This is a genomic window from Croceicoccus ponticola (assembly GCF_004004515.1).
Lineage (GTDB): Bacteria > Pseudomonadota > Alphaproteobacteria > Sphingomonadales > Sphingomonadaceae > Croceicoccus > Croceicoccus ponticola.
On sequence record NZ_RXOL01000006.1, the window covers coordinates 84,433 to 108,589 of the forward strand.

At 63.6% G+C, this 24,157-nt stretch carries 24 protein-coding genes; 8 read left to right on the forward strand and 16 right to left on the reverse strand.

Going from position 1 to position 24,157, the window contains the following annotated elements:
- Positions 1-200: 200 nt before the first annotated feature.
- The 5 genes from EKN06_RS12625 to EKN06_RS12645 form a co-directional block, all read right to left on the reverse strand.
- On the reverse strand, positions 201-1,886 hold the full coding sequence (locus tag EKN06_RS12625; RefSeq protein WP_127613276.1) for an ABC transporter ATP-binding protein: 1,686 nt from the start codon (positions 1,884-1,886) through the stop codon (positions 201-203).
- Positions 1,887-1,912: 26 nt separating this feature from the next.
- Positions 1,913-2,974 (reverse strand): ABC transporter permease, encoded by a 1,062-nt coding sequence (locus EKN06_RS12630; RefSeq protein WP_127613277.1) that lies wholly within the window; start codon positions 2,972-2,974, stop codon positions 1,913-1,915.
- Positions 2,975-3,000: 26 nt separating this feature from the next.
- On the reverse strand, positions 3,001-4,431 hold the full coding sequence (locus EKN06_RS12635) for a CmpA/NrtA family ABC transporter substrate-binding protein (protein WP_205693891.1): 1,431 nt from the start codon (positions 4,429-4,431) through the stop codon (positions 3,001-3,003).
- Between the two features lie 226 nt (positions 4,432-4,657).
- Positions 4,658-5,857 (reverse strand): ABC transporter substrate-binding protein, encoded by a 1,200-nt coding sequence (locus EKN06_RS12640; RefSeq protein WP_127613278.1) that lies wholly within the window; start codon positions 5,855-5,857, stop codon positions 4,658-4,660.
- Complete coding sequence (locus EKN06_RS12645) at positions 5,854-6,435, reverse strand: ANTAR domain-containing response regulator (RefSeq protein ID WP_127613279.1); 582 nt, start codon at positions 6,433-6,435, stop codon at positions 5,854-5,856. The genes EKN06_RS12640 and EKN06_RS12645 overlap by 4 nt, the downstream gene beginning before the upstream one ends.
- Positions 6,436-6,584: 149 nt before the next feature.
- On the opposite strand from EKN06_RS12645, the gene EKN06_RS12650 reads away from it, so the two are divergent.
- Together EKN06_RS12650 and EKN06_RS12655 are read left to right on the forward strand one after the other, a co-directional pair.
- The gene (locus tag EKN06_RS12650) at positions 6,585-8,120 is read left to right on the forward strand and encodes a DUF4139 domain-containing protein (RefSeq protein ID WP_127613280.1); all 1,536 of its coding nucleotides are present in this window, start codon (positions 6,585-6,587) and stop codon (positions 8,118-8,120) included.
- Positions 8,104-9,765, forward strand: coding sequence for a DUF4139 domain-containing protein (locus EKN06_RS12655; protein ID WP_127613281.1), 1,662 nt, complete (start codon positions 8,104-8,106; stop codon positions 9,763-9,765). The genes EKN06_RS12650 and EKN06_RS12655 overlap by 17 nt, the downstream gene beginning before the upstream one ends.
- 31 nt (positions 9,766-9,796) lie before the next feature.
- Here EKN06_RS12655 and EKN06_RS12660 read toward each other — a convergent pair whose 3' ends face one another.
- Positions 9,797-10,258 carry an Lrp/AsnC family transcriptional regulator gene (locus EKN06_RS12660; protein ID WP_127613282.1) on the reverse strand — a complete coding sequence of 154 codons (462 nt, stop codon included), beginning with the start codon at positions 10,256-10,258 and terminating at the stop codon, positions 9,797-9,799.
- A gap of 105 nt (positions 10,259-10,363) precedes the next feature.
- On the opposite strand from EKN06_RS12660, the gene phhA reads away from it, so the two are divergent.
- From phhA to EKN06_RS12675, 3 genes are all read left to right on the forward strand, one after another.
- On the forward strand, positions 10,364-11,236 hold the full coding sequence (phhA, locus tag EKN06_RS12665) for a phenylalanine 4-monooxygenase (RefSeq protein WP_127613283.1): 873 nt from the start codon (positions 10,364-10,366) through the stop codon (positions 11,234-11,236).
- Entirely contained in the window at positions 11,233-12,327 is a 1,095-nt protein-coding gene (gene hppD, locus EKN06_RS12670; protein WP_127613284.1) for a 4-hydroxyphenylpyruvate dioxygenase, read from the forward strand. The genes phhA and hppD overlap by 4 nt, the downstream gene beginning before the upstream one ends.
- Positions 12,328-12,527: 200 nt before the next feature.
- Positions 12,528-13,364 (forward strand): mechanosensitive ion channel family protein, encoded by an 837-nt coding sequence (locus tag EKN06_RS12675; protein WP_127613285.1) that lies wholly within the window; start codon positions 12,528-12,530, stop codon positions 13,362-13,364.
- Between the two features lie 13 nt (positions 13,365-13,377).
- Here the strand turns inward: EKN06_RS12675 and EKN06_RS12680 are convergent, their stop codons facing one another.
- The 5 genes from EKN06_RS12680 to EKN06_RS12700 are packed head-to-tail and all read right to left on the reverse strand — an operon-like array spanning position 13,378 to position 18,208.
- On the reverse strand, positions 13,378-15,135 hold the full coding sequence (locus EKN06_RS12680; RefSeq protein WP_127613286.1) for a SulP family inorganic anion transporter: 1,758 nt from the start codon (positions 15,133-15,135) through the stop codon (positions 13,378-13,380).
- Between the two features lie 19 nt (positions 15,136-15,154).
- The gene (locus tag EKN06_RS12685; RefSeq protein ID WP_127613287.1) at positions 15,155-16,384 is read right to left on the reverse strand and encodes an NAD(P)/FAD-dependent oxidoreductase; all 1,230 of its coding nucleotides are present in this window, start codon (positions 16,382-16,384) and stop codon (positions 15,155-15,157) included.
- A 26-nt stretch (positions 16,385-16,410) separates the two neighbouring features.
- On the reverse strand, positions 16,411-16,827 hold the full coding sequence (locus EKN06_RS12690) for a DUF6691 family protein (RefSeq protein ID WP_127613288.1): 417 nt from the start codon (positions 16,825-16,827) through the stop codon (positions 16,411-16,413).
- Positions 16,827-17,267, reverse strand: a complete 441-nt coding sequence (locus EKN06_RS12695) for a YeeE/YedE family protein (RefSeq protein ID WP_205693896.1) — start codon at positions 17,265-17,267, stop codon at positions 16,827-16,829. Before EKN06_RS12695 ends, EKN06_RS12690 begins: the two co-directional genes overlap by 1 nt.
- Complete coding sequence (locus tag EKN06_RS12700) at positions 17,267-18,208, reverse strand: MBL fold metallo-hydrolase (RefSeq protein WP_127613290.1); 942 nt, start codon at positions 18,206-18,208, stop codon at positions 17,267-17,269. The genes EKN06_RS12695 and EKN06_RS12700 overlap by 1 nt, the downstream gene beginning before the upstream one ends.
- A gap of 136 nt (positions 18,209-18,344) precedes the next feature.
- Between EKN06_RS12700 and EKN06_RS12705 the strand changes: the two genes are divergently transcribed.
- On the forward strand, positions 18,345-18,782 hold the full coding sequence (locus tag EKN06_RS12705; protein ID WP_127613291.1) for a cytidine deaminase: 438 nt from the start codon (positions 18,345-18,347) through the stop codon (positions 18,780-18,782).
- Between the two features lie 12 nt (positions 18,783-18,794).
- Here the strand turns inward: EKN06_RS12705 and EKN06_RS12710 are convergent, their stop codons facing one another.
- Both EKN06_RS12710 and EKN06_RS12715 read right to left on the reverse strand, forming a co-directional pair.
- Positions 18,795-19,364, reverse strand: coding sequence for an LOG family protein (locus tag EKN06_RS12710; RefSeq protein WP_127613341.1), 570 nt, complete (start codon positions 19,362-19,364; stop codon positions 18,795-18,797).
- Positions 19,365-19,372: 8 nt separating this feature from the next.
- Positions 19,373-20,362: an adenosine kinase gene (locus EKN06_RS12715; protein WP_127613292.1), complete on the reverse strand. Its 990-nt coding sequence runs from the start codon at positions 20,360-20,362 to the stop codon at positions 19,373-19,375.
- Between the two features lie 141 nt (positions 20,363-20,503).
- On the opposite strand from EKN06_RS12715, the gene EKN06_RS12720 reads away from it, so the two are divergent.
- On the forward strand, positions 20,504-21,187 hold the full coding sequence (locus EKN06_RS12720; protein ID WP_127613293.1) for a queuosine precursor transporter: 684 nt from the start codon (positions 20,504-20,506) through the stop codon (positions 21,185-21,187).
- Positions 21,188-21,288: 101 nt separating this feature from the next.
- Positions 21,289-21,741 (forward strand): Dps family protein, encoded by a 453-nt coding sequence (locus EKN06_RS12725; RefSeq protein ID WP_127613294.1) that lies wholly within the window; start codon positions 21,289-21,291, stop codon positions 21,739-21,741.
- Positions 21,742-21,747: 6 nt separating this feature from the next.
- Here the strand turns inward: EKN06_RS12725 and gspN are convergent, their stop codons facing one another.
- Genes gspN through gspL form a run of 3 tightly spaced genes read right to left on the reverse strand, consistent with a single transcriptional unit; the run spans position 21,748 to position 24,151 of the window.
- The gene (gene gspN / locus EKN06_RS12730) at positions 21,748-22,491 is read right to left on the reverse strand and encodes a type II secretion system protein N (protein WP_164844063.1); all 744 of its coding nucleotides are present in this window, start codon (positions 22,489-22,491) and stop codon (positions 21,748-21,750) included.
- Entirely contained in the window at positions 22,488-22,967 is a 480-nt protein-coding gene (gene gspM / locus EKN06_RS12735) for a type II secretion system protein GspM (protein ID WP_127613296.1), read from the reverse strand. Before gspM ends, gspN begins: the two co-directional genes overlap by 4 nt.
- Positions 22,964-24,151 carry a type II secretion system protein GspL gene (gene gspL, locus EKN06_RS12740; protein ID WP_127613297.1) on the reverse strand — a complete coding sequence of 396 codons (1,188 nt, stop codon included), beginning with the start codon at positions 24,149-24,151 and terminating at the stop codon, positions 22,964-22,966. Before gspL ends, gspM begins: the two co-directional genes overlap by 4 nt.
- Positions 24,152-24,157 lie beyond the last annotated feature (6 nt).

Consider the following 24,157-nt stretch of genomic DNA (forward strand, 5'->3'; position numbering starts at 1 on the left):
GGGTGTTCTTGACCCGGCAGGGTCCCTGAACTTTTTTGCGCAAGCGTCATTGCCCGCTGCGATGTCGGTGAAAGGGGGACACCATCGTCCGCCGTTGGTCAGGGCCGCGCGGAGGCAGGCGCCATTGCCTGTCCCTGCCCCGCGTGGCGGGGCGCAGCATGTTCGGCCCGCGCTGTTGCGTCAGGCCGGAAGAAGTCGGTTCAGGCCGCCTTTGCCGCCGGTCCGTGGTCATATTCGGCAAGGAAATGCAGCACTTCCTGCCGGTACTGATAGAACTTGGGATGCTCCAGCAGCGCCTTGCGGTCGCGCGGGCGCGGCAGGTCGACCTCGAGGATCTTGCCGATCGTCGCGTTGGGGCCATTGGTCATCATCACCACGCGGTCGGCCAGCAGGATCGCCTCGTCCACGTCGTGGGTGACCATGATCGCGGTAACCTTGGTGCGGTTCCACACCTCTACCAGCACATCCTGCAAGTCCCAGCGCGTCAGCGAATCCAGCATCCCGAACGGTTCGTCGAGCAGCAATAATCGCGGGCTGAGCGCAAAGGCGCGAGCGATGCCGACGCGCTGGCGCATGCCGTTCGACATTTCCGCCGCCATCTTGTCCTTCGCATCCGAAAGCCCGACGCGGTCGAGATAGTATTCGACGATGTCGCGGCGCTCGGCCCGAGGGGCGTGGGGGTACACCCGCTCCACGCCGAGCGCCACGTTCTGCCGCGCAGTAAGCCACGGCATCAAACTGGGTGCCTGGAATACGACCGCCTTGTCCGGGCCCGCGGCACTGATCTCGCGGTTGTCGAGCACGATGCCGCCACCGCTGATTTCATTCAGCCCGGCAGCCATCGTCAGCACTGTCGACTTGCCGCAACCCGAATGGCCGATGAGCGATACGAATTCGCCCTGCTTCATGATGAGGTTGAAGTCGTCGACGACCTTAAGCGGGCCGCTGGGCGTGGGGTACACCTTGTCGAGCTTGAAGAATTCGAGATAGCGTTCGACCACGTTGCTATGCCCGGCGTCGAGATAGGCCTTGGGCGGGGGCGCAAGGTCGAGCGGGGTGACACCCGGCAGCGCGACGACGCTTTCGCCCACGGTCGAACTTTGCGCATTCAGCGTGGCGAGGTAGTTCACGATCCGGCCGCGCAGCGTCTTGAAGTGTTCGTCGTCGTTTACTGCCTCCCGGTCGCGCGGGCGCGGCACGTCGACTTCGAAAATCTGTCCGATCCGGGCTGATGGCGCGGGGGTCAGCACCGCGACCCGGTCGGCCAGCAGCAGTGCTTCGTCCACGTCGTTGGTGACGAGAATGATGGTGCGCTTTTCCTCTTCGCGGATACGCTCGATCTCGTCTTGAAGCTTGGCGCGGGTCAGCGCGTCCAATGCCGACAAAGGCTCGTCCAGCAACAGGATTTCCGGTTCCATCGACAGCGCGCGTGCCACCGCGACGCGCTGTCGCATCCCGCCCGACAACTGCGACGGCTTGCGATCCATCGCATGGCCGAGGCCGACGAGCTCGACCTTCTGCTTCACCAGCGCGGCGCGTTCAGCCTTCGAACGATCCTTGTGCACCGCGTCGACCGCCAGTTCGACGTTCTGGCGCACCGACAGCCACGGAAACAGCGAATACGACTGGAACACCAGCCCCCGATCGCGGTCCGGCCCGTCGATCGCCTTGCCCTTGAGCAGGATCTCGCCTTCGTCCACTTCGACCAGCCCGGCAATGGCGCTGATCAGCGTGGTCTTGCCCGCGCCGGAAAAGCCCAGAATCGCGATGAATTCGCCTTCTGCGACATCAAGATCGATGCCGCCCAGCACGTCGGTCGTGACGCCGGATTTGCCCGAAAAGCTTTTTCTAACACCGCGCAGCGAGAGGATCGGTTGCTGTTCCATCGCGTTTCTCCTTGGGTCCGGACAGATCAGATGGTGCGGTTCTTGGACACCAGCGCCTGCAGGCTCATCATCAGTCGATCGAGCCCAAATCCGATGAATCCGATGACGACGACGGCAAACATGATGCGGGCAAGGCTCTGGGAAGACCCGTTCTGGAATTCGTCCCACACGAACTTGCCAAGGCCTGGGTTCTGCGCGAGCATTTCAGCCGCGATCAGCACCATCCAGCCCACGCCCAACGACAGTCTCATGCCGGTAAAGATGTAGGGCAGCGATGACGGGAGAACGAGCCGGGTGAGTTTCGCGAACCAGCCCAGTTTCAGCACCCGGCCCACGTTCAACAGGTCCTTGTCGATGCTGGCCGCGCCGATGGCGGTGTTGATCAGCGTCGGCCACAACGAACACAGCATCACGACCAGCGCCGAAATGACGAACGCCTTGGGCAGCATCGGATCGGCGCTGGTGATCATCGCCGAAATCACCATCGTCACGATGGGCAGCCATGCCAGCGGGCTGACCGGCTTCATGATCTGGATCAGCGGATTGATCGCGGCGTTGAAGGTCGGCGAAAGGCCAGCGAATAGTCCGATGGGCACGGCCACCAGCGTCGCCAGCCCGAAACCCAGCGCGACCGTCTTCAGCGACGTGAAGATCTGGTCGATAAAGGTCGGCGTGCCGGCATAGTCGAAATTCTGCACGCCGGCGGGATTGCCCGCCGCGACCTGCACGGCATTGCGGGCATCCTGATCGGTATAGAACTGCGCTTCGGCATCCTTGGCCGCCGACCATTCGTCGAACAGGGAAAAACCCTGTGCGGCGACCTCGACCGGTCCGGGAAGCGCCCCCAGAGAGGTATCGACCTGCGGCGCAAGCGCGCCCCAAATCGCCAGAAACGCAAGAATTCCGAGCATCGGTGCGATCAGGCTCTTGGCGAACGCCACCGTCTTGGTCACGGCGGGATTCGGCTTTTTCGGCTCTGCCATCGCGGGGGTCGGCCCCGGCGCCGCCACGTTGCCCGCGACCGATCCGGCTACTGCCGCGATCTCGGGGGTTGCGGCGTCAGGCGCGTCTGCGAATACGGTTGCCATGGTCGATAACTCCTGGGGGTCTTCGCTTACTTTACGCCTGCTGCGGTAACCGTCTGGCCCTTTTTCAGGCCAATCGGGAACTTGGCGAGATAGGCGTTGGGCTGCTTGCCATCGAAGCTGATGCCGTCGATGAAACCGCTCTGTTCGCCGCGGAAACCGTCGGTTTCCGGCACGGCGCCAGCGGGGATCGCGCCGTCTGCGACCAGTTTTTTCGCAGCCGCGAGGTACAGGTCGGGACGATAGATCGCCTTGGCCCGGTCGAAGTACCACTGATCGTCATGGTCGGCGGAGATCTGGCCCCAGCGGCGCATCTGCGTCAGGTACCAGATGGCATCCGAATAATACGGATAACCGGCGAACTTGTCGAAGAAGATGTTGAAGCCCGGCGCATCGCGGGTGTCACCCGGTTCGAACGTGAACTTGCCGGTCATCGATGCCGCGATCACCGCTTCATCCGCGCCGACGTAGTTGGGCTGAGCGAGAATCTTGACCGCTTCGGGCCGGTTCTTGCCGCCTTCGGCATCCAGCCAATGCTGCGCCTTGATGATCGCGCGGATCAACGCGGCAGTGGTGGCCGGGTTCTGGTCGGCGAATTCCTTGCGTAGGCCCAGCACCTTTTCGGGATTGTTGTGCCAGATTTCGTCGTCGGTGATGATCGGCACGCCGATCTTTTTCTGCACCGCGGCCTGGTTCCACGGTTCGCCGACGCAATAACCGTCGATCGTGCCTGCTTCCATCGTGGCCGGCATCTGCGGCGGCGGAGTGACCGAAAGCTGCACGTCGGCGCCGACCGTCCCACCCACGTCGCCGTCGGTGTAGAAACCGGGGTTCAGGCCGCCTGCGGCCAACCAATAACGCAGTTCGTAGTTATGGGTCGAAACCGGGAAGACCATGCCCATCTTGAACGGCTTGCCCTGCGACTGCCACTTGGCGACGACAGGCTTCAGCACGCTGGCGCTGATCGGGTGCTTGATCTTGCCGCCTTCGACAGGAAGCGTCGGCTTGATTTCGGCCCATACCTTGTTCGACACGGTAATGGCGTTGCCGTTGAGATCGAGGCTGAGCGGCGCGATCAGATCGGCCTTGGTGCCATAACCGATGGTAGCGGCGATCGGCTGTCCCGCCAGCATGTGCGCACCGTCAAGCTGACCGCCGATCACGCCGTCGAGCAAGACCTTCCAGTTCGCCTGCGGTTCGAGCGTTACGTTCAGGCCTTCCTCGGCAAAAAAGCCCTTTTCCTTCGCGATTGCGAGCGGGGCCATGTCGGTGAGCTTGATGAAGCCCAGCTTCAGGTTCGGCTTTTCGATGGCGCCATCGACGGCGGCGGCCTGCACCGCGCCATCGGTTGCGTTTTCCGATCCAATCGATCCGCAACCGGCCAGCGCGACCGATGCCAGCATGGCGACGACGACACCGCGCCGTTTGAAGTTCACACCCTTGATAACAAAGCCGCTCATCGTCCCGTCATTCCCCGTCCGGCGCAAAAACGAAAAAAGCCGCCACGATCGAACCCCGGATGGGATGATCGGGCGGCATCGTTGCCACGCAATGTCTGCAAAAGTTGCCGCGAGGTTCGAAAGAGCCTCCCATCCTTGGAAGGCGAACCGTCTCGTTGCACCACATGATTAAGCGATTCGTTGCACCTGCGTAAAGCGGTTTTTGCACCGCAGCACGAATTGGCAATCAGGGCAGGCTGGCCAGATAGTCCTCAAGCCTTTCGGGATCAAAGGTTTTTCCGTCGAAGAAATTATCTGGCGACATGACCAGTCGCCCCTGCTGCGCGCCGACGCCCGTGGGTGCAGCAATTCCGCCCTCCACCTTGGAACTTGCGCCCGGCAGCGGGGCATCGCGCCCGGTCAGCGCCGCGCGATAGACGTCGGGACGGAACACGCCCATGGCGCGTTTCGCTGCGGCGGGATCGAAATGCGGCGCGTCCCAGCGCACCATCTGGGCATAGAGCCATGCGGCCTGACTGACCCAGGGAAAATTCGCCGCCTCGCGGTACTGGAACATGAAGTCGGGGAAATGAACCAGTTCGCCCCCCTTCTCCAGCCGCAGCCGATCCGAAATCGCGTGCAGGATCAACGCAGGATCGGCGCCGACATATTCGGGGCGCGACAGGATCCGGGCGTTGACGTTCCAGTTCGCCGGATCGACGAAATGCTCGCCCGCCTTGCGCATCGCGATGATCAGCCGTTCGAACGCGCCGCGCCGTTCCTCCAGCTTGGCGGTCGGGACGGCCAGCACCTTTTCGACGCCGCGCCGCCATATCTGCGCGGTGGTGAGCACGATGCGGCCCACCCCGCGTTCGACCGCGACCGAATTCCACGGTTCGCCAACGCAAATGCCGTCGATCTCTCCCGATTCGAGGGCGTCTGCGGCAAATGGCGGCGCGATGGTGACAATGTCGATGTCTCGGTCGGGCTTGATGCCGCAAGCCGCAAGCCAATAACGCAGCATGTAGTTGTGGCTCGAATGGCGGTGAACCACGCCAAAGACCGGTTTGCGGCCCAGCGTCGCGATCGTTTCGGCAAGCCGCGCTCCCACGGGTGCCGCCTGTCCCAGACCGCCTTCGGGTTGGATGCGTTCGGCCAGATCGTTCGAAACCGTGATCGCATTGCCGTTGAGGCCAAGCACGAACGGCACCGACATCTGTCGCGCCGGGCGGCCGATGCCAAGCGTCGTGGCAATGGCCAGCGGGGCGATCATGTGCGCCGCATCCGTGTGGCCGTAAAGCAGGCGGTCCAGCACCGTCGCCCAGCTGAGATCGCGCACGAATTCGAGATCGAGGCCCTGTTCGGCCGCAAATCCGTGTTCCTTGGCCAATATCGGCAGCGCCGCATCGACCAGCGGCAGAAATCCTATCTTGAGACGCTCGCTCAACGATTTCCCCCCAGCAATTCCTCTGCAATCAGCAACGCTTCGGCGACGTCGGCGATCCGCTTGCTCGATCGCATCGCCGTGCTTCGCAATTCCTTGTAAGCTTCAGGCTCCGACAGTCCACGACTGTTCATCAACAGGCGTTTTGCCTTGTCGATATTGGCCCGGTCGGCCAGTTGCCCACGCGCTTCGGCAAGATCGGTTTCGAGCCGTGAGAACGCGTTGAAGCGCCGCACCGCGAGATCGAGCAGCGGCTTGATCCGGTGTTTCGAAAAACCGTCGACCACATAAGCGGAAACGCCGGCATCGACGCTGGCGGCGATCGATTCTTCGTCCGATTCGTCAACGAACATCGCGATCGGCTTGGCCAGCGCCTTGCTCACCGTAAAATATTCCTCGAGCACGTCGCGCGACGGATTGCCGAGGTCCATCAGGACGATATCGGGCTCGAATGCGGCGATTTGTGCGATCAGTCCGCGCCGTTCGGTGATCACGGTCGTTTCGCAGTCGTCGAGGCCGGCCAGACCTTCCTGGATGATGGCGGCTCGAGCCGCGCTTTCGTCGACGATGGCGATGCGCATTGATTGCTGCAATGCAGCACGTCTCTCGCCAGTGCAAGTTCAACTTCATGTTCAGGCGATAGCCATATTCATTTTCACAAGTTCGACGCCGAACCGTGCCACAATTGCGCCCGATGGTGGGGCGTCGGAAGACAAGAGGGATGACGAAAATGGCAGGCAACCGGGTCCGCGCTGGGCTTATTGCGATCCTGGCAGGCGGCGTTGCTGCCATCGCCGCGCCGGTGGCGGGACAAAGCGATCCCACTGGTAAAAGCCAGCAGGGCGACGTTTCGGTCACTATCTATAATAACGGTCAGGCGCTGGTTCAGGACGTGCGGCAGGTCGCCATCGCGCAAGGCCGCAGCCGGATCGAGTTTCCCGATGTTTCCAGCCAGATTCGCCCTGAAACACTGAGCTTCATCGCCGATGGCACGCGAATCGTGGAACAGAACTTCGACTTCGACCTGCTGACGCCGGGCAAGCTGATGGAAAAGGCGATTGGCGAGACGATCACGCTGGTCCGCACCAATCCCGCAACCGGCGCCGAAACGCGCGAACGGGCCAAGGTGCTGTCGGTCGCAGGCGGTGTCGTCGTACAGATCGGCGACCGGATCGAGGTGTTGCGCGACGATGGCCTGCCGGTCCGGGCCGTGTTCGACCGGGTGCCGGAAAACCTGCGCGCCCGCCCCACCCTTTCGGTGACGGTCGATGCGCAAGGCGCGGGCAAGCGGCCCGTATCGTTGCGCTATCTGACCCCCGGCCTTGGCTGGCAGGCAGACTATGTCGCCCTTTACGACGAGGCGAAGGGCACGGTCGACATGCAGGGCTGGGTCACGCTGACCAACAATACCGGAACGACATACGACGATGCCAAAACGCTGCTGGTGGCGGGCAGTCCGAATGCCGAAGGCGGATCGTACAATCCACGCTATGGCCGCATCCCGCCGCCGCCGCCCGTCTATCGCGGCGACATGGTGTCGATCGGCACCGAAAGCGCGGATCGCGAACGGCTGGGCGATTTTTACCTCTATCCGCTCGACGAACGCACCATGATCGCCAACGCCCAGACCAAGCAGGTCAGCTTTCTCGATACCGCAGGCGTTGCCGCGGGAAAGATCTACGCCCGCACCGTCGGCTGGCTGCAAAGCGATAACGACCCGGTAAAGGCGTCGAGCGAGATCGCCTTTTCATCGTCGCGCGATGGCGGGCTGGGCGATGCGCTGCCGGCAGGCACGGTGCGGTTCTATCAGCGCGATGCGCGCGGCAGCCCACAATTCATCGGCGAAAACGCGATTGCGCACACGCCGATGGGCAGCCGGCTCTCGTTGCGCACCGGCGATGCGTTCGACGTCGCGGTCGAAGCGCAACTGGCGAACCGGACCAAGATCAGTTCTGAGGAATACGAACGCTCCTCCCGCTATCGCGTCATTCGCGGCGACGGCAGCGTCGAACAGGTCGAGGTGCAAGAGGCCAAGACGTTCTATCGCACGACGATGCGTTACCGCCTGACCAATGCGCGGCCGGTGCCGGTGTCGGTCGAATTGGTGCAGGCGGGGCTGGATCAGGGATGGTGGAGCCACGATTTCCGCGTCGTGTCCGAAGGGGCCAAGGGCGAGCAGGTTAATGTCGACAAGCGCAAGTGGACAGTGCCGGTCCCGGCGAACGGTTCCTACGACCTGACCGTCGTCTATGAAACGCGGTATTAAAGGTCGGTCGCGTCCGGTGGGGGCGATGCGGCGCTTCCTGACCATGTCCGTCGCGGCGCTTGCCGGCGGCGGGCTGGCCATGCCCGCCACGGCGCAGGATTTCGTGCGAACGATCGTGGACGCTTCTGTCGCAGAGCATGTGTCGGTCACCGTCTATCGCGATCCGAACCGCGGCAACGGCGCGATGAACCTCGATTGGCTCAACGGTTTCGCGCTGGTTTCCGAAACGCGGACGGTAACGCTGCCGCCCGGCGAATCGCGCATTCGTTTCGACGGTGTGGCGGAATCGATGGTGGCGGTCAGCGCGATCGTCACCGGCCTGCCCGAAGGCACGATAGAAAAGAACCGTAATGCCGAAATCCTGTCGCCCGCCGCGCTGGTCGACGGCACGCTGGGCAACCGCGTCACTATCACGCGGACCAATCCGGCAACAGGCGCGCAGCAAAGCGAAAGCGCCATCGTGCGCACCCGCGCCGACGGCGGTCTGGTGCTGCAAACCGCCGAAGGATTCGAGGCGGTGCAGTGCGCCGGCATTCCCGAAAAACTGACCTTCGACCGTGTGCCGGACGGGCTGTCCGCCAACCCTGTCTATACCGTCGACACCCGCAGCGCGCAGGGCGGGACATATACCGTCCGGCTGACCTACCTCGCTTCCGGCTTTGATTGGAGCGCGCATTACGTCGCGACTTTCGCCAAGGCGGGGCTGGCCCGCAAGCGCACGCTGGACCTGACCGCGTGGCTGACCGTCGCCAACGCCAACGGACAGGGGTTCGCCGATGCCGAATTGCTGGCGGTCGCGGGCAAGCTGGAGATCACCAGCGACTATCGCGGCATGTCGCAACCGCCACGGGGCGAGCCGCTGCGCCTGACCTGTTATCCGCTGGGCAGCACTTCGGACGGCATTCCCGAAGGGATGTTGGGCGCGCCGCCGCCGCCCGCGCCGCCGCCCGTCATGATGTCGGACGAAATCATCGTGACCGGCGCGCGCAAGATGGAAGCCGTATCGGATCAGGCGATGGCCCCGGTCATGGCGGTGGAAGAGGCGCTGGGCGATCTCAAGCTTTATCGCGTGCCGATGACGGTCAACGTCGCGGCCAAGGCGCAGAAGCAAGTCGCCTTCCTTCACCTGGACGCGGTCGAAGGGCAATTGGTCCACCGCGCCGATTGTTCGCCGGACCGGGGGGTGCGCGCCATGCTCGCCGATGTCGTGATGCGCAGTCGCAATCTTGAAAAATATGGCCTCGGTCGCGCGCTTCCTGCGGGCGGGGTCACCGTGTTCGAACCCAGCGCCTACGGCCCGCTGTTGCTGTCCGAGGATGAGGTGGACGATTACGCCATCGGGCAGGAGTTGGAAATCGGCATTTCCCCGACCTCGCAAGTGAAGGTTTCCTGTGCGCTGACCCCACGCGAAAACCCACACGATTTCAACCTGCACGATGGGAAGGCGCACGCCATGCAGGCGACCATCGCCAACGGATCACGCGAAGAAGTCGAAGTCGAAGTCCGCATCGGCAACCCCGCCCAATGGGAATTGCGCTATGTATCGCGCAAGGTTGCGATGCAAGACGGCTTTCAGATCATCCGCCTTCGCGTATCGGCGGGCAAGGAGAGCAAGCTGACGTGGAGCGTCCGGCGGCAGAGTTAGCCCCGCCCTATCCCAGCCTGCCCTGCCTGCATTATTGGACCGGGATCGCGGGCGATTTCTTGATATCTTCGAGCACCACGATCGATTTCACGTCCCGCACGCCCGGGATGCGGACCAGCGTTTTCAACGTGATCTGCGACAAATGCTCGATGTCGCGGGCAAGCACATGCAGCAGGTAATCCATCTCTCCCGTCACGGCGTGGCATGCGATCACATAGGGGTTGCCCTTGATCTCGTTTTCGAAGCGATCGATGATTTCGTCGCTGTGCGCCTGCAGGTTGATGGTGATGTACGCGTCGAGCGGAAAGCCCAGCTTGCGGGCGTCGAGCCGGGGCGAATAGCCGGCGATCACGCCATCCTCCTCCAGCTTTTTCAACCGCCGGCTCACCGGCGTCGCCGAAAGGGAAACCCGTTCGGCAATCTGCGCTACGGTCATCCGGGCGTCTTCCTGCAAGGCGGCGATGATCCGGCGGTCGAAATGATCGAGGGACATGAAAACACTCTCTTAGGTCAAAATCGTGGTGGAAAGACGCGTACTTTCCGATAATCGAGCACGAATTAGCACGATATTTTTTCCAAGACGATGGTATTATGCATCATGAGCGAAAAGCCTGCATCAGCCAACAGCAACAGCGCGCTTCGCGGCGATTATGCGCAGGCCGGGCGCGATTATTCCGTCCCACAGGATTGGGACGCCTATACCCCGCAGATGCACGATCGCTGGCGAAGGCTTTATGCGCGCCAAAGCGAACTGGCCGAGCTTTACGCGTCGCCCGAATTTCTCGACGGTCTGCACCGGCTCGATTGTTCCTACGGCGTGCCCCGGTTCGAATATGCGAACAGCGTTTTGGGCAAAGCGACGGGCTGGCAGCTTGTCGCCGTCCCGGGTTTCATCCCCGACGAGGTGTTTTTCGATCATCTTGCCCATCGGCGTTTCCCGGTCACTCGCTGGATCCGCGAAGAACACGAAATGGACTATCTGGTCGAACCGGACATGTTCCACGACTTCTTCGGCCATGTACCGATGCTGCTGAACCCCCATATCGCCGACTTCCTCGAACTTTACGGCAAGGCGGGGGAGCGCGCCATTGCAATGAATGCCCTGCCGATGCTGGCGCGGATCTACTGGTACACAATCGAATTCGGGCTGATCGCGACGCCCAAGGGGTTGAAGGCATTCGGCGCGGGCATCGTGTCCAGCGCGGGCGAACTGGTTCATTCGATCACCGCCCCAGATGTCCTGCGGCTGCCGTTCGATCCGGTGCGGATCATGAACACCGCGTACCGGATCGACGATTTCCAGCCGAACTACTTCGTGCTCGACAGTCTCGAACAATTGCTCACCGAACTCGTGGCCCTCGATTTCGGGCCGATCTACGAAACATGGCGCGACAAGGAGCCGATACCGGCCGGCACCTTGCTGCAGGGCGAGACGCCCTGGCGCGGAAAGCTGGCGGAGAAAGCACTATGACCGACCTGTTCGAAAACCCGATCGGCCTCGACGGCTTCGAATTCGTCGAATTCTCGGCCCCCGAAAAGGGCGTGCTGGAACCCGTTTTCACCGCGATGGGATTCACCCGCGTCGCACGGCACCGGTCGAAGGATGTCGAATTGTGGCGGCAGGGCGACATCAACCTCGTCACCAACTACGAACCGAAAAGCGCCGCATGGTATTTCAGCCGCGAACACGGGCCCAGCGCCTGCGGCATGGGGTTCCGGGTGAAGGACGCGGCAAAGGCCTATGCCGAACTGCTGGAACGCGGGGCCGAACCGGTCGCGACGCACACCGGCCCGATGGAACTGCATATCCCCGCAATCCGCGGCATCGGCAACGCCATCATCTACCTGACCGATCGCTATGACGACGGCAGCGATGCGCTTTCGATCTACGACATCGATTTCGAATATCTGCCCGGCGTCGCGAAACGACCCGAAGGCGCGGGGCTGGCCCGGATCGACCACCTGACCCACAACGTCTACGGCGGGCGGATGGCTTATTGGGCCGATTATTACGAAACGCTGTTCAATTTCCGCGAAATCCGGTTCTTCGACATCAAGGGCGAATATACCGGCCTGACCAGCAAGGCGCTGACCGCGCCCGACGGCAAGATCCGCATCCCGCTGAACGAAGAAGGCAAATCGGGCGGCGGCCAGATCGACGAATTCCTGCGCGCCTATAACGGCGAAGGCATCCAGCACATCGCCTTTATCTGCGACGATCTCCTCTCCACTTGGGACAAGCTGAAGGCCACCGGCGTGCCGTTCATGACCGCCCCGCCCGAAACCTATTACGAAATGCTCGATGAACGCCTGCCCGGGCATGGCGAGCCGGTGGGCGAGCTGAAGACGCGCGGCATCCTGCTCGACGGCACGACCGAAGGCGGCTCGCCGCGCCTGCTGCTCCAGATATTCGCCACGGCAACGGTCGGACCGGTGTTTTTCGAATTCATCCAGCGCCGCGGCGACGAAGGGTTCGGCGAAGGCAACTTCAAGGCGCTGTTCGAAAGCATGGAACGCGACCAGCTGCGTCGCGGCACGTTGTCTGTAGAAGAGCTGGCCTGACAGCGGGCGCACCGACCAAAGGGGGATTTTCCGGCACGCCCTGCGACACGATGATGCGATAGTGTCATTTGACGCAGGTGCGCCGGAACTCCTAAGGCCGCGCCTCGTTCAGGGGCACGACAGCCCTGCAAATCCTTTGGAGAAGCCAGATCCTTTCCGTTCTCGACGTCGTTTCCATCCTTCAGGACGAATTGCAGTCCATGGGCACCAGCCTGGTCAAGGCCTTGCCCAATTTCGCGATAGCCATCCTTGTCCTGTTCCTGACATGGATCATCGCCCGGTACACCACCCGTATTGCCGACGCGGTCACAGGCCGCACGCAATTGCGCAGCAGCCTGAGGGCGCTGGTCGAAACGCTGGTAAAGCTGACGATATGGGTCATCGGCATCATGGTTGCCGCCACGATCATCCTGCCGGGGCTGGAACCGGGCGGATTGATCGCCGGGCTGGGCATCGGCACGCTTGCCATCGGGTTTGCGTTTCAGGACATATTCGAAAACTTCCTCGCCGGCGTGCTCATCATGTTACGCGACAAGATGGAAATCGGCGACGCGATCGAAGTCGAAGGCATCGTCGGCGTGGTCGAGCACATCACCTTGCGCGAAACGCACATACGCCAGTTCACAGGGGAACTGACCGTCTGCCCCAATTCCATGCTGTTCAAGAACCCGGTCAAGATCATGACCGAGCAGCCCATCCGCCGTTGGGAAATCACTGTCGGCGTCGCCTATGACACCGATCTCGATCATGCGGCCGAAGTCATGCGTCGCGCGATCGGCGACATGGAAGATTTCGCCGCCGACCAGCCGCTCGACATTTACGTCAAGGAATTCGGGGCTAGTTCGGTGGACTTCATGATCCGTTGGTGGTCCGGGTCGATGCCGCGCGACATGTTCGCGGTGCGTGACGACATTTTCCGGCGGATCAAGCGCGCGCTTGACGATGCGGATATCGAGATACCGTTCCCCTATATCACGCACACGTTCAAGGAACCGATCCCGTTGGCCGCACCGCGCAAGGGCGGCGACGCATCCTGAATCGGAACCGTGGTCAGATCATGCCGCGGGCCCAATCGGCCGCCTGTACCGGCGGTTCGCTGCCGTCGTCGATCACCAGTTCGGAAAAGGCCCTGTCCTGCGACAGGAAGACGCGGCCCGTCAGTTCGTCAAGGAAATGGCTACGCTCCAGCCGGTCCATGACGGGGCCTTTCACTTCGGACAAGTGCAGCCGGATGCCGCCGTCGCCAAGCCGGTGATTGATCGCCTCGAGGCTTTCGAGCGCAGAGGCGTCGATGGCGTTCACCGCGCTGCACATGAGGATGACGTGGCGCAGCTCAGGGCGTTCGGCGACGCGCTCCAGCACGTATTCCTCAAGCCAGCGGGCATTGAGATAGGACAGGTTTTCGTCGATGCGGATCGACAGGACGTGCGGGACGGTCAGTACCTTGTGCCGATCGACATTACGAAAATGCTGCGTTTCGGGCACCCGCCCGACAATGGCGGCATGGGGCCGCGATGCGCGCCACAGATAAAGCAGCAAACCGACCAGCACGCCCGCTATGACGCCGGTTTCGACACCTTTGACCAACGTCACGCCGATGGTGACGACATGGGCGGACAAATCGGCCCTTGAATAGATCCACAGCCGCTTCGGCGTCTTCAGATCGACAAGGCTGAGAACCGCAACAATGATCGTGGCGGCCAGCGTAGCGATGGGCAGGTTGAACAGCAACGGCGTCAGGAACAGCGAGGCGAGCGCGATGCCCACCGCGGTAAAGGCGCCTGCCGCCGGGGTCTGCGCGCCTGCGTCGAAGTTCACCACCGAGCGCGCGAACCCGCCCGTCACCGGATATCCACCCGAAATGGCGCTGGCGATATTGGCCGCGCCAAGGCCGATCAGTTCCTGATCCGGCGAAATCCGCTGGCGGCGTTTGGCGGCAAGGGTCTGCGCGACCGACACGCTTTCGACGAAACCGATGACCGAAATAAGCAGCGCGGGCACCCACAATTGCGCGATCAGGCCGGTATCGAACGACGGCAATGCGAACGGCGGCAGCCCCTCCGGCACTGCGCCGACCAGTTTCACGCCCTTTGCCGCGAGGTCTAGGCCGAGCACCAGCAGGATCGTCACAGCCACGGCGACGACCGGCCCCGCCTTTGCCGTCATGTCGGCGGCGCGCGGTTTCAGGCCGAACCGGACCAGCAAGGGCTTCAACCCTTTGCGCACCCAGAACAGGAACAGCGTCGCGCCCGTGCCCAGTGCGAGCGTCCACGGATTGGTATCGGGCAGATCGCGGGCCAGGTTGCCCAGCATGTCGGGCCAGTTGTCGCCCCCTGCCTTCACGCCAAGGATGTGTTTCAACTGGCTGGTTGCGATCAACAGGCCGCTGGCGGTGATGAAGCCGGAAATCACCGGATGCGACAGGAGGTTGGCAAGGAAACCCAACCGCAGCAGGCCCAGTATCGCCAGCATCACGCCCGACAATGCGGCCAGCGTGATCGCGGCGGTCAGATATTCGGGCGACCCCTGCGCCGCGACCGCACCCGCCGCGCTGGCCGTCATCAACGACACCACCGCGACCGGCCCCACCGCCAGCGTCCGGCTGGTCCCGAACACGGCATAGGCGACCAGCGGTAGGATCGAGGCGTAGAGCCCGACGACCGGCGGCAACCCGGCTAGCAGCGCATAGGCAAGGCTTTGCGGGATCAGCATGATGGTGACGATGATCGCCGCCATCATGTCGCTGGAAAGTTTGTCGCCGTCGTATCGGCGGCCCCAGTCGAGGATCGGGAAGTAGCGGGCGAGCATGGTGCCTTCGCGCCCGATCTCAGGCCGCGGCCGGAGTGTCGGGATGCACCATCCATTCGTGGCCCTTGAGCATCCCGTTCCAGTAGACCCACGGCAGCACTTCGGTTTTCAGCAACCAAGACAGGCGGCGCGGACGGGTGCCGTCGATGATCCACGTCGGGAACGTTGGCAGCAATTTGCCGCCATACCCGAATTCGGCGAGGACGACCTTGCCCTTTTCCACCGTCAGCGGGCACGAACCGTACCCGTCATAGGCGGCGACCGGCTCTCCTCCCCCCCAGACCGACAGCGCATTGACCGCCACGATCGGGGCCTGTTTGCGCACGGCGGCGGCGGTTTTCGCGTTGCCCATCGACCCTGCATCACCCAGCGCGAACACGTTGGGATAGCGTTTGTGCCGCATGGTGAAATCGTCGACTTCGGCAAAGCCTGTCGGCCCGGCAAGCGCGCTATCGCGCAGGAAATCGGGCGCGACTTGCGGCGGGACGACGTGGATCATGTCAAAATCGCGCGTGACATCGCCGGTTTCGGTTTTGAACGTCGCCTGCTTCGCCTGCCCGTCCACCGCGACAAGGGTGGAGGTGAAATTCAGCCCGATGCCGTACTTCGCGACATATTCCATCAGCGCCGGGACATAAGCGCCCACCCCGAACAGCACTGCCCCCGCATTGTGGAACTGCACGTCGATCTTATCCAGCACGCCCTTGGCCAGCCATTCGTCGCACGACAGGTACATCGCCTTTTGCGGCGCTCCCGCGCATTTGATCGGCATCGGCGGCTGAGTGAACAGCGCCGTGCCGGATTTCAGCCCCTGCACCAGTTGCCAGGTATAGGGCGCAAGATCGTAGCGGTAATTCGACGTCACGCCATTGCGGCCCAGCGTGTCTTCCAATCCCGCGATCTGGCCCCAGTCCAGCTTTATGCCGGGGCACACGATCAGCAGGTCATAGGCGACCATGCTTCCATCGGTCAGCACCACGGTGTTGTTGTCGGGATCGAACGATGCGGCCTCCGCCCTCAGCCATGTCACGCCCTTTGGCATGACGTCGGCCATCGGGCGCGCGGTGAACGGGGCCTTGAACACCCCTGCCCCCACCATGGTCCAGCCCGGCTGGTAGTAATGTTCGGCCTTGGGCTCGACAATCGCAATGTCCAGCGTGCCGTCGCGTTGCAGCATCGACGATGCCGTCGCGATCCCGGCAGCGCCGCCGCCGACGATCACGATGCTGTGCTTGTGCTGCGTGCTCATGCCGATACCCCCGTTCGATTGAACCGTTATTGCGCCGGCCGTTCGGTAAGGCGGAAGATCACCATCCCTGCGATCATCGCCGCAACGAAAATCGCCGCTCCTGAAAGGTTGTTGGCCAGCGACGCAACCGCCGGGCCGGGGCAAAGGCCGGCAAGGCCCCAGCCGATCCCGAACAGCGCCGCGCCACCAATCAGGCGTGCATCGATCAGCTTGGTCCCGGGCAGGGAAAACTGATCGCACACAACGGGCTTGTTCATCGCCTTTTGCATGCGCCACGCGATGGCCATGACGATGACCGCCCCGCCCATGACGAAGGCCATCGTCGGATCCCAGTCACCGAAAATATCGAGAAAGCCGCGCACCCGCGACGGATCCATCATGCCCGACAAGGCCAGACCGAACCCGAACAGGATGCCGGACAACATCGAAACGAACGCGCGCATCACCAGCCTCCTCCGACCGCGTTGACGACCGCGACGGTGACCATGCCCGCGGCGATGAAGGTCAGCGTAGCGACGATGGATCGGGGCGATAGTCGGGACATCCCGCATACGCCGTGCCCGCTGGTGCAGCCGCTGCCCAACCGTGTGCCGATGCCGGTGATGAGGCCGCCCGCGACGAGCCAGCCCCAGCCCGGCGCGAAATCCGCTTCGATCGGACCGAGCGTAAGCAAATGGAGCACCGCGCCGAGGATCAGGCCCGCTACGAACAGCGCGGCGATCGGCCACGGCGTGCCGCGCGTCAGGCCCAGCGTGCGCGCCAGCATCCCGCTGACCCCCGCGATCCGCCCGTTCCCAAGCAGCATGATCGCTGCGGCAAGCCCGATGAGCACACCGCCGATGAGCCCGTTTACAGGCTGCGCGTCAGGAAAGCCGGGCAACATCACGCCGGCCTCCGCACGGCGTTGACCGGAATCTTGATGTAGCTCACGCCATTATCCTCCGGCTCGGGCAAATGCCCGCCGCGCATGTTCACCTGAACCGACGGCATAATGAGATTGGGCATCGCCAGCGTCCGATCGCGCGTGGTGCGCATCGCGACGAATTCATCCTCGGTCACGCCATCGCGGACGTGCACGTTGTGATCGCGCTCCTGCCCCACGGTCGTTTCCCAAGCGTACTCGTCGCGGCCCGGCGCTTTGTAATCGTGGCACAGGAACAGCCGCGTTTCGCGCGGCAGCCTGAGCAGGCGGCGGATGGAATGAAATAATTGCCGGGCATCGCCGCCGGGGAAATCGGCGCGCGCGGTGCCGTAATCGGGCATGAAGATCGTGTCGCCGACAAACGCGGCATCGCCGATCAAATACGCCATGTCGGCTGGCGTGTGGCCGGGCACGTGCAGGGCGATCGCTTCCAGCTTGCCGATGCGGAAGGTTTCGCCGTCGGTGAACAAGTGATCGAACTGCGAACCGTCGCGTTCGAAATCGGTGCCGGCGTTGAACATCTTGCCGAACACTTCCTGCACCCGGACGATATCGGCGCCGATGGCCAGCTTTCCGCCAAGCTTTTCCTGAAGATAGGGGGCGGCAGACAAGTGATCGGCGTGCGCATGGGTTTCGAGAATCCATGTCACTTTCAGATTATTAGAAGTGATATATTCAATGATGCGATCCGCCGATCCAAAACCGGTCGAGCCCGACGCAGGATCGTAGTCCAGGACCGAATCGATGATCGCGGCCTCGCTTGTTTCGGCATCGTGAACCACATAGCTTACGGTGAACGTCGCCTCGTCGAAAAAACCTGCAATCGTCGGACGCTGCGCGGGATTTTGCCCCGTTTCCCGGACCTGTGCGGTCGCCTTATCCAGGTTTACATCGATGGACATCGCATTCTCCTTATACATTTAATGTAAGTTTTAAAGAGATAGTCGTCAAGCACCGCCCCGGCCCGCACATCATACCTCCTAATCGCGGTTCACGCTGCCCCTTTCCCAACCGGCGCGCGGACGATAGGGGTTTAGCATGGCGACAACAGACGAACTCGTGACCATGGCACGCGATGCAGCGCATCGGGCCCACGCCCCCTATTCGCAGTTCCGGGTGGGTTGCGCGGTGGAATCGGTCGATGGGCGCATCGCGACCGGCGCGAACATGGAAAACGCCTGCTACCGGCTGGGTCTGTGCGCCGAACAATCGGCGCTGACGACGGCGCAGCATGTGTTCGGATTGGCGCAAGTGGCGCGCGTCGCGGTCGCGGGCGGGCCGTGGCGCGACGGGGCCATCACCGGCATCGACGCGATCACGCCGTGCGGCGGCTGCCGACAGGCGATATTCGAGGCGGCGGCGCTTTCGGGCCGGGATATCGAGATCATCTGCGCCGGGGCCAGCGGCGATGCCTATGAAATCACGACGATTTCGGCCCTGTTGCCGGCTGCGTTCGGGCCAGCCGCGCACGGCTAATTCAGCCGCCGGTTACCAGACCGGGCCGTCCTGTGCCGCTCTGGCCGCGCTTTCCAGCTTGTCGAGCGCGGCGTCGATGGTGTCCGCGCTGAGCAGTTGTTCGCGGCGTGCGCCGCTCATGAAACCTTCGTCGCGGACATGGTCGCAAAATTCCATGAACTTGTCCCAGTAGCCGCCGGTATTCAGCAGGCAGAACGGCTTGGCGTGATAGCCCAGCGCGTTCCACGTCCACGCTTCGAACAGTTCGTCGAACGTGCCGATCCCGCCTGCAAGGCACAGGAAACCGTCGGACAGTTGCGTCATCTTCGCCTTGCGCTGGTGCATGTCGGCGACTTCGTGCAGCTCGGTCAGGCCAAGGTGTGCGACTTCGTGGCTGACCAGCGCGGACGGGATGACGCCATAAACGCGTCCTCCGGCGTCCAGCACCGAATCCGCGATCGCGCCCATCAACCCCAGCTTGCCGCCGCCATAGACAAGATCGATCCCGCGCGCGGTCATGATCGTGCCCAGTTCGCGCGCGATGGCGAGATGCGCAGGATCGCGCCCGGCGGCAGAACCGCAGTAAACCGCCAACTTGGTGATCGCGCCCATCATGCGTCTCCCGTCTCGAACCCGGCCACCGGGCGTGCGCCGACATGCGTAATGACCGACGCCGCCGCCCGCGCGCCATGTTCAAGGCTGCCGCGCAGATCGTCGCCGCGCACTTGCGCCGCAAGGAAGCCCGCGGCGAACTGATCGCCCGCGCCGGTCGTATCGACGACTTCGGGCACGGGCGCTGCGGGTATTTCCACCCGTTCGCCGCGCGCGATGGCCATGGCCCCACGCGCGCCTTTGGTCAGCACCAGTGTCGACACTTGCGCGCTCAACAGGGCGATGGCCTGATCGGGCCTGTCGACATTGGCCATCAGGCACGCTTCGTATTCGTTGGCGAACAGGATATCGACGCCGCCGTCAGCCACCAGTTTCGCAAGGCTGTCGCGCCGTCCCGGCAGGGCGATGGAATCGGAGAGGGTAAAGGCGATACGGCGGCCCGCGGCATGGGCGATTTCAATTGCCCGGCGCATGGCTGCACGCGGCGTCTCGGGGCCCCACAAATACCCTTCGAGGAACAGGAACTTGGCCGCACGGATAGCCTCTTCGTCCAGCGCGTCGGGGGTCAGGTGATGGCTCGCCCCCGGGTTCGTCTGCATCGTGCGTTCGCCGTCAGGGCTGACGAGGATGAGGCAGCGCCCCGTCGGCGCGTGGCGCAGCGGCGGAGTGTCGAAGGCGATTTCGAGCGCGTGCATATGCGCGCCGAACAATGTGCCCAGCCGATCGTCGCCGGTTTGCCCGATGAACCGGCACCGCGCACCCGCCGCCGCCGCACCGGCCAACGTGTTCGCCGCCGAACCGCCGGGCACTTCGCTGACCGGCCCGCTTTCACGCATGGCGGCGACGAGCGCATCGGCCTCGGCATCCTGCAACAGCCGCATCGTGCCCTTGGCCACGCCGGTTTCGGCAAGGAACGCATCGTCGCGCCGCGCCAGTACGTCGACGATGGCATCGCCGATGGCCACGATGTCGAATGGTTCGTCAGGCATCACGCGCCGGGATCTTCTTTCAAGGACATGAGAGGGGAGCGATTGGGAGGAAACGGTTTCGGGGGCAACTAGACCGAGCATCGGGCATGGTCAATCGACACGGCGCTTGCGACCATTGGCAAAGCCGCTATCGCAGGGGGGATGAACGATTCCCCATTCGCAGCCGCGTCGGCCCAGACCCTCATCGCCGTGCCCCGCGGCCTGTTCGCGCCCGGCCTGTTCGCACTGGCCGTATTTTATGGCGGGATGTGCACGTTCGCAGGCGTGCTGGGCAACAAGCAGGTCGCGCTGGGGCCGTTGGCCGTCGAAGCCGGAATGTTCGCGTTCCTGATGCTCGTCGCCGTGGGCGGTGCCGTCGCCGAGGTTTATGGGCGGGCCGTGGCGAACAAGCTGGTGCTCTGGGGCTTCGTGCCGATCCTGTTTTCGATCGTGCTCAGCCTGTTCGTCAAATGGCTTCCGGCCTCTCCAGAAATGGACCCGGAGCGGCTGGCCGCGATCGAAACGATCCTGGGATCGACGTGGCGCATCTGGATGGCGGGGCCCATCGCCTATGGCATTTCGCAGATACTCAACATAACCGTCATCAGTGCGATCAAGTCCCGCTTCGGCGGCCCGATCTGGCTGCGAGCAGGCATCGCCGGCGCGCTGTCGCAGGCAGTCGACACGGTGATCTTCATTACCGTCGCCTTCCTCGGCGTGTTCCCGATCCTCGTGCTCATGGCCGGACAGATGCTGGCCAAGGTCGTGCTGTCGATCGTGCTGATCCCGGTGCTCGTCACCCTGTTCGCCGGGTTGGCGCGGAGATTGGACAGCCGGATTTCCTGATCGGGAAAAGCGAACACTGTATCCCGCATAATGCCTGAAACGCCTGCCCGCCTGGTGGGTTGGTCGGGTGAAGCAAATGCGATGACACAGGAGAATTCGGGATGGGCGACAACGCGAAAAAGGCACTGGTCGACGGCCTAAACGGGCTGTTGGCGGACCACCTCGCCCTCTATCTCAAAACCAAGAACTTCCATTGGCACGTGAAGGGCCGCGAGTTCCGCGACCTGCATCTGTTGTTCGACGAACAGGCGACGGCGATATTCGCCAATGTCGACGTGATCGCCGAACGCGTGCGCAAGAACGCGGCCAATACGCTGACCTCGATCGGATCGGTCGCGGCCAAGACCCGGATCGTGGACGAAGACGACACCTCGCTCGCCCCGATGGACATGGTCGAACGGTTGCGCGACGACAACGCGGCATTGGTAAAATCGTTGAAGGAACTGAAGGAACTGGCCGGTGACGCGGGCGACAACGCCACCGACGGGCTGATCGACGAATGGACGGACGAGGCCGAAGAGCGCGTCTGGTTCCTCAGTTCGGTGCTTGGCTAAACCAACTTAAAGCGAACCGCTGGCCGAAACCCCGATCCCCTCGGGCCGACCGGTGAAACCCATGTCGAGCAAGGGCGCGCTGACCTCCACCGGAAGCCCGGTGAGCACGAGGTCGGCGTGCCACTTGCCGTCGGGATCGAGCTTCATGTTGAGCCGCTCGGTCCCGCTCGGCCCCTGCATCGGCACGAACAGCGCGCCATCCTCGCAACGCGCGGGGCCGGCCATGATCGTTTCTGCGGGCAGAACCGGGCCAAGCGCCGAAATCACGATGCCCAGCGTGCCCGATGCCGAAACGCAGCGTCCGCCGCGCATTTCCATCGCGAAATCGGCAAATGTCAGCGCCCGAACGGGGAGCGGGGCCATCAGTCCGGCCACGTCCAGTTCGCCATTGGCGTCCTTGACCACGCTCCAACCATCGCCCCCGCGCGTCACGGCGCCGAACTGCGCCTGACCCGGCATGGCTGGACGGTCGAGCGCGAATTCCGCGCGTCCCAGTAACAACGGCAGCGGACGCAAGCCGACATAAAGCGAACCGAGCGGAAGGCTGCCCGCATGCAGGTCGCCTGCCGCGCCGGACCAGACTGTTCCGTCGACTTCCCGCGCGGTCAGCGATCCCGCCGCATTGGCCGCGCCCAGCGCTAGACGGAGCGGGAACAGCGCGCCGAGAGCGATAAACACCAGCAGGAGCAACGCCAGCTTGGTGCGTCGCGCAAGGCGGCCGTCGCGGATGAATATCCAGCGTCCGATCACGAACCCGTCCTCCGCACTGTTGCGTTCAGCGAAACCGATCCGTCGGCCGCGGGCGTGATCGTGACCTGTTCCGCCACGATGCCCTGACGGCGCAACAGGTCGACGAAGGCCAGCGCCGAACCGGGCGCGGCGGTCGGGACCACGATCATCGCGCCGCCATTGCCCCGCGGTTCGTTGGCTTGCAGGACCAGCCCTTCGGTCGCCGCGATCTGGGCCACGGCCTGCGCCACCGGCCCGCCACCACGCGCGGGCGGTGTATTTTCAAGCTGGTCCAGCCCCGCCATCACGTTTCCTGCGGCCAGCACAGCGTCGCGATGCCGGACATGCGCCGCATCATGCGCCGCGCCCATCGGCAGGATCAGGCCATAGATCAGCAGCAGGACGCCCGCGATAACGGCGGCCGTTCCGACCAGCACCTGTTCGCGGCGGGTCAGCGCGACGTACCAGTCGCGCGCCGGGGTGATCACCGGGGTCATGGTGCGCGCACCGTGATATCGGCGACGGTTGCGCCGCTGGCATCGGGCGCGACATCGGGCGGGACGGTAATCTGCCAACCGTCGCGTTGCAGGGAAACGAGCATCTGGTTCAGCGCATTGCTGTCGGGCGCAGCGGCGCGAATGGCCAGCGTTCCGTCGGCCCGCCAATTGACGTTGCGCAAACGGATCGACGGGTTCGACTGCATTGCGGAAAAGACGGCCGGAGCAGTGTCGGCAAACGCCACGCCGCCCGCGCCGCGCCGCAACAAATCTGCGCGGATCTGCGTCTCCGCAGTGGCGAGGTCGCTTACGCCGGGAAAGCGTTCCTGTGCCGCGGCGATCGCCTTGTCTTCACGGGCAGAGGCATCGAGGTTCAGCTTGATCGTTTCCACCACGAAGATCGCAAAGATCAGCAACAGCAACAGCGCCGCCATCCGCGCCAGTTGCCGCCAATCGGGCAGGCGGAGATAGGATACCCGCGCACGGGCATAAACGCCCTGCCGCAAATCGAGTTCGGGCGCAGCGAATTGCGCCGCCATGCGCGCCGTGATGTCGTCATCGGACACCGCCGCCCGTTCCGCACCCGGCGCGAGCGCGGGGAGCAGGTCTTCCTCACCTGCGAACGCCGCGGCTTGTGTGCGGGCCAGCGCCTGACCGCCAATCGCGCCGGTGGCAACGTATCCGCGTTCGGCCACAGGCAGCACCAGCGCCGAAGGTATCAGCGCATCGGCATCCAGTCCGGCACCGGCCAGTTCAGCCAACCAGACATCCATGTCGCCCCTTGCCACCGCGGCGACCAGCACCGCGTCGCCGGTATCAGCGGAAGCCACCGCCACATGCGTGTCCGCAACCGGCGCACGCAGGCCCGGCGGGTCGAGCCGGGTCGCGGCCAGCGCCTGCGCCATCGGCATGTCGCCACGCGGCACGATCCGCACCGGCGCGAGCGCCGCAGGGACCAGCGCAACGACCCGCCGCCCTTCCCCATCGCCCCACGGCACGTCATGGCCCGGCGTAAACCCGTATTCGCGTCCAAGCCGATCGCCGGTTACCCGCCACCAGCGCCATTCGCCGCGCGGCGCTTCGGGCAACAGCACGATCAACCCGTCGGGCCCATCGATCTGGCCATCGAGCGGGTCATTGCCTGCATCCCCGTCGGGCAGGTCGTGGTTCAGCCGCAGCGCCATCGCGGT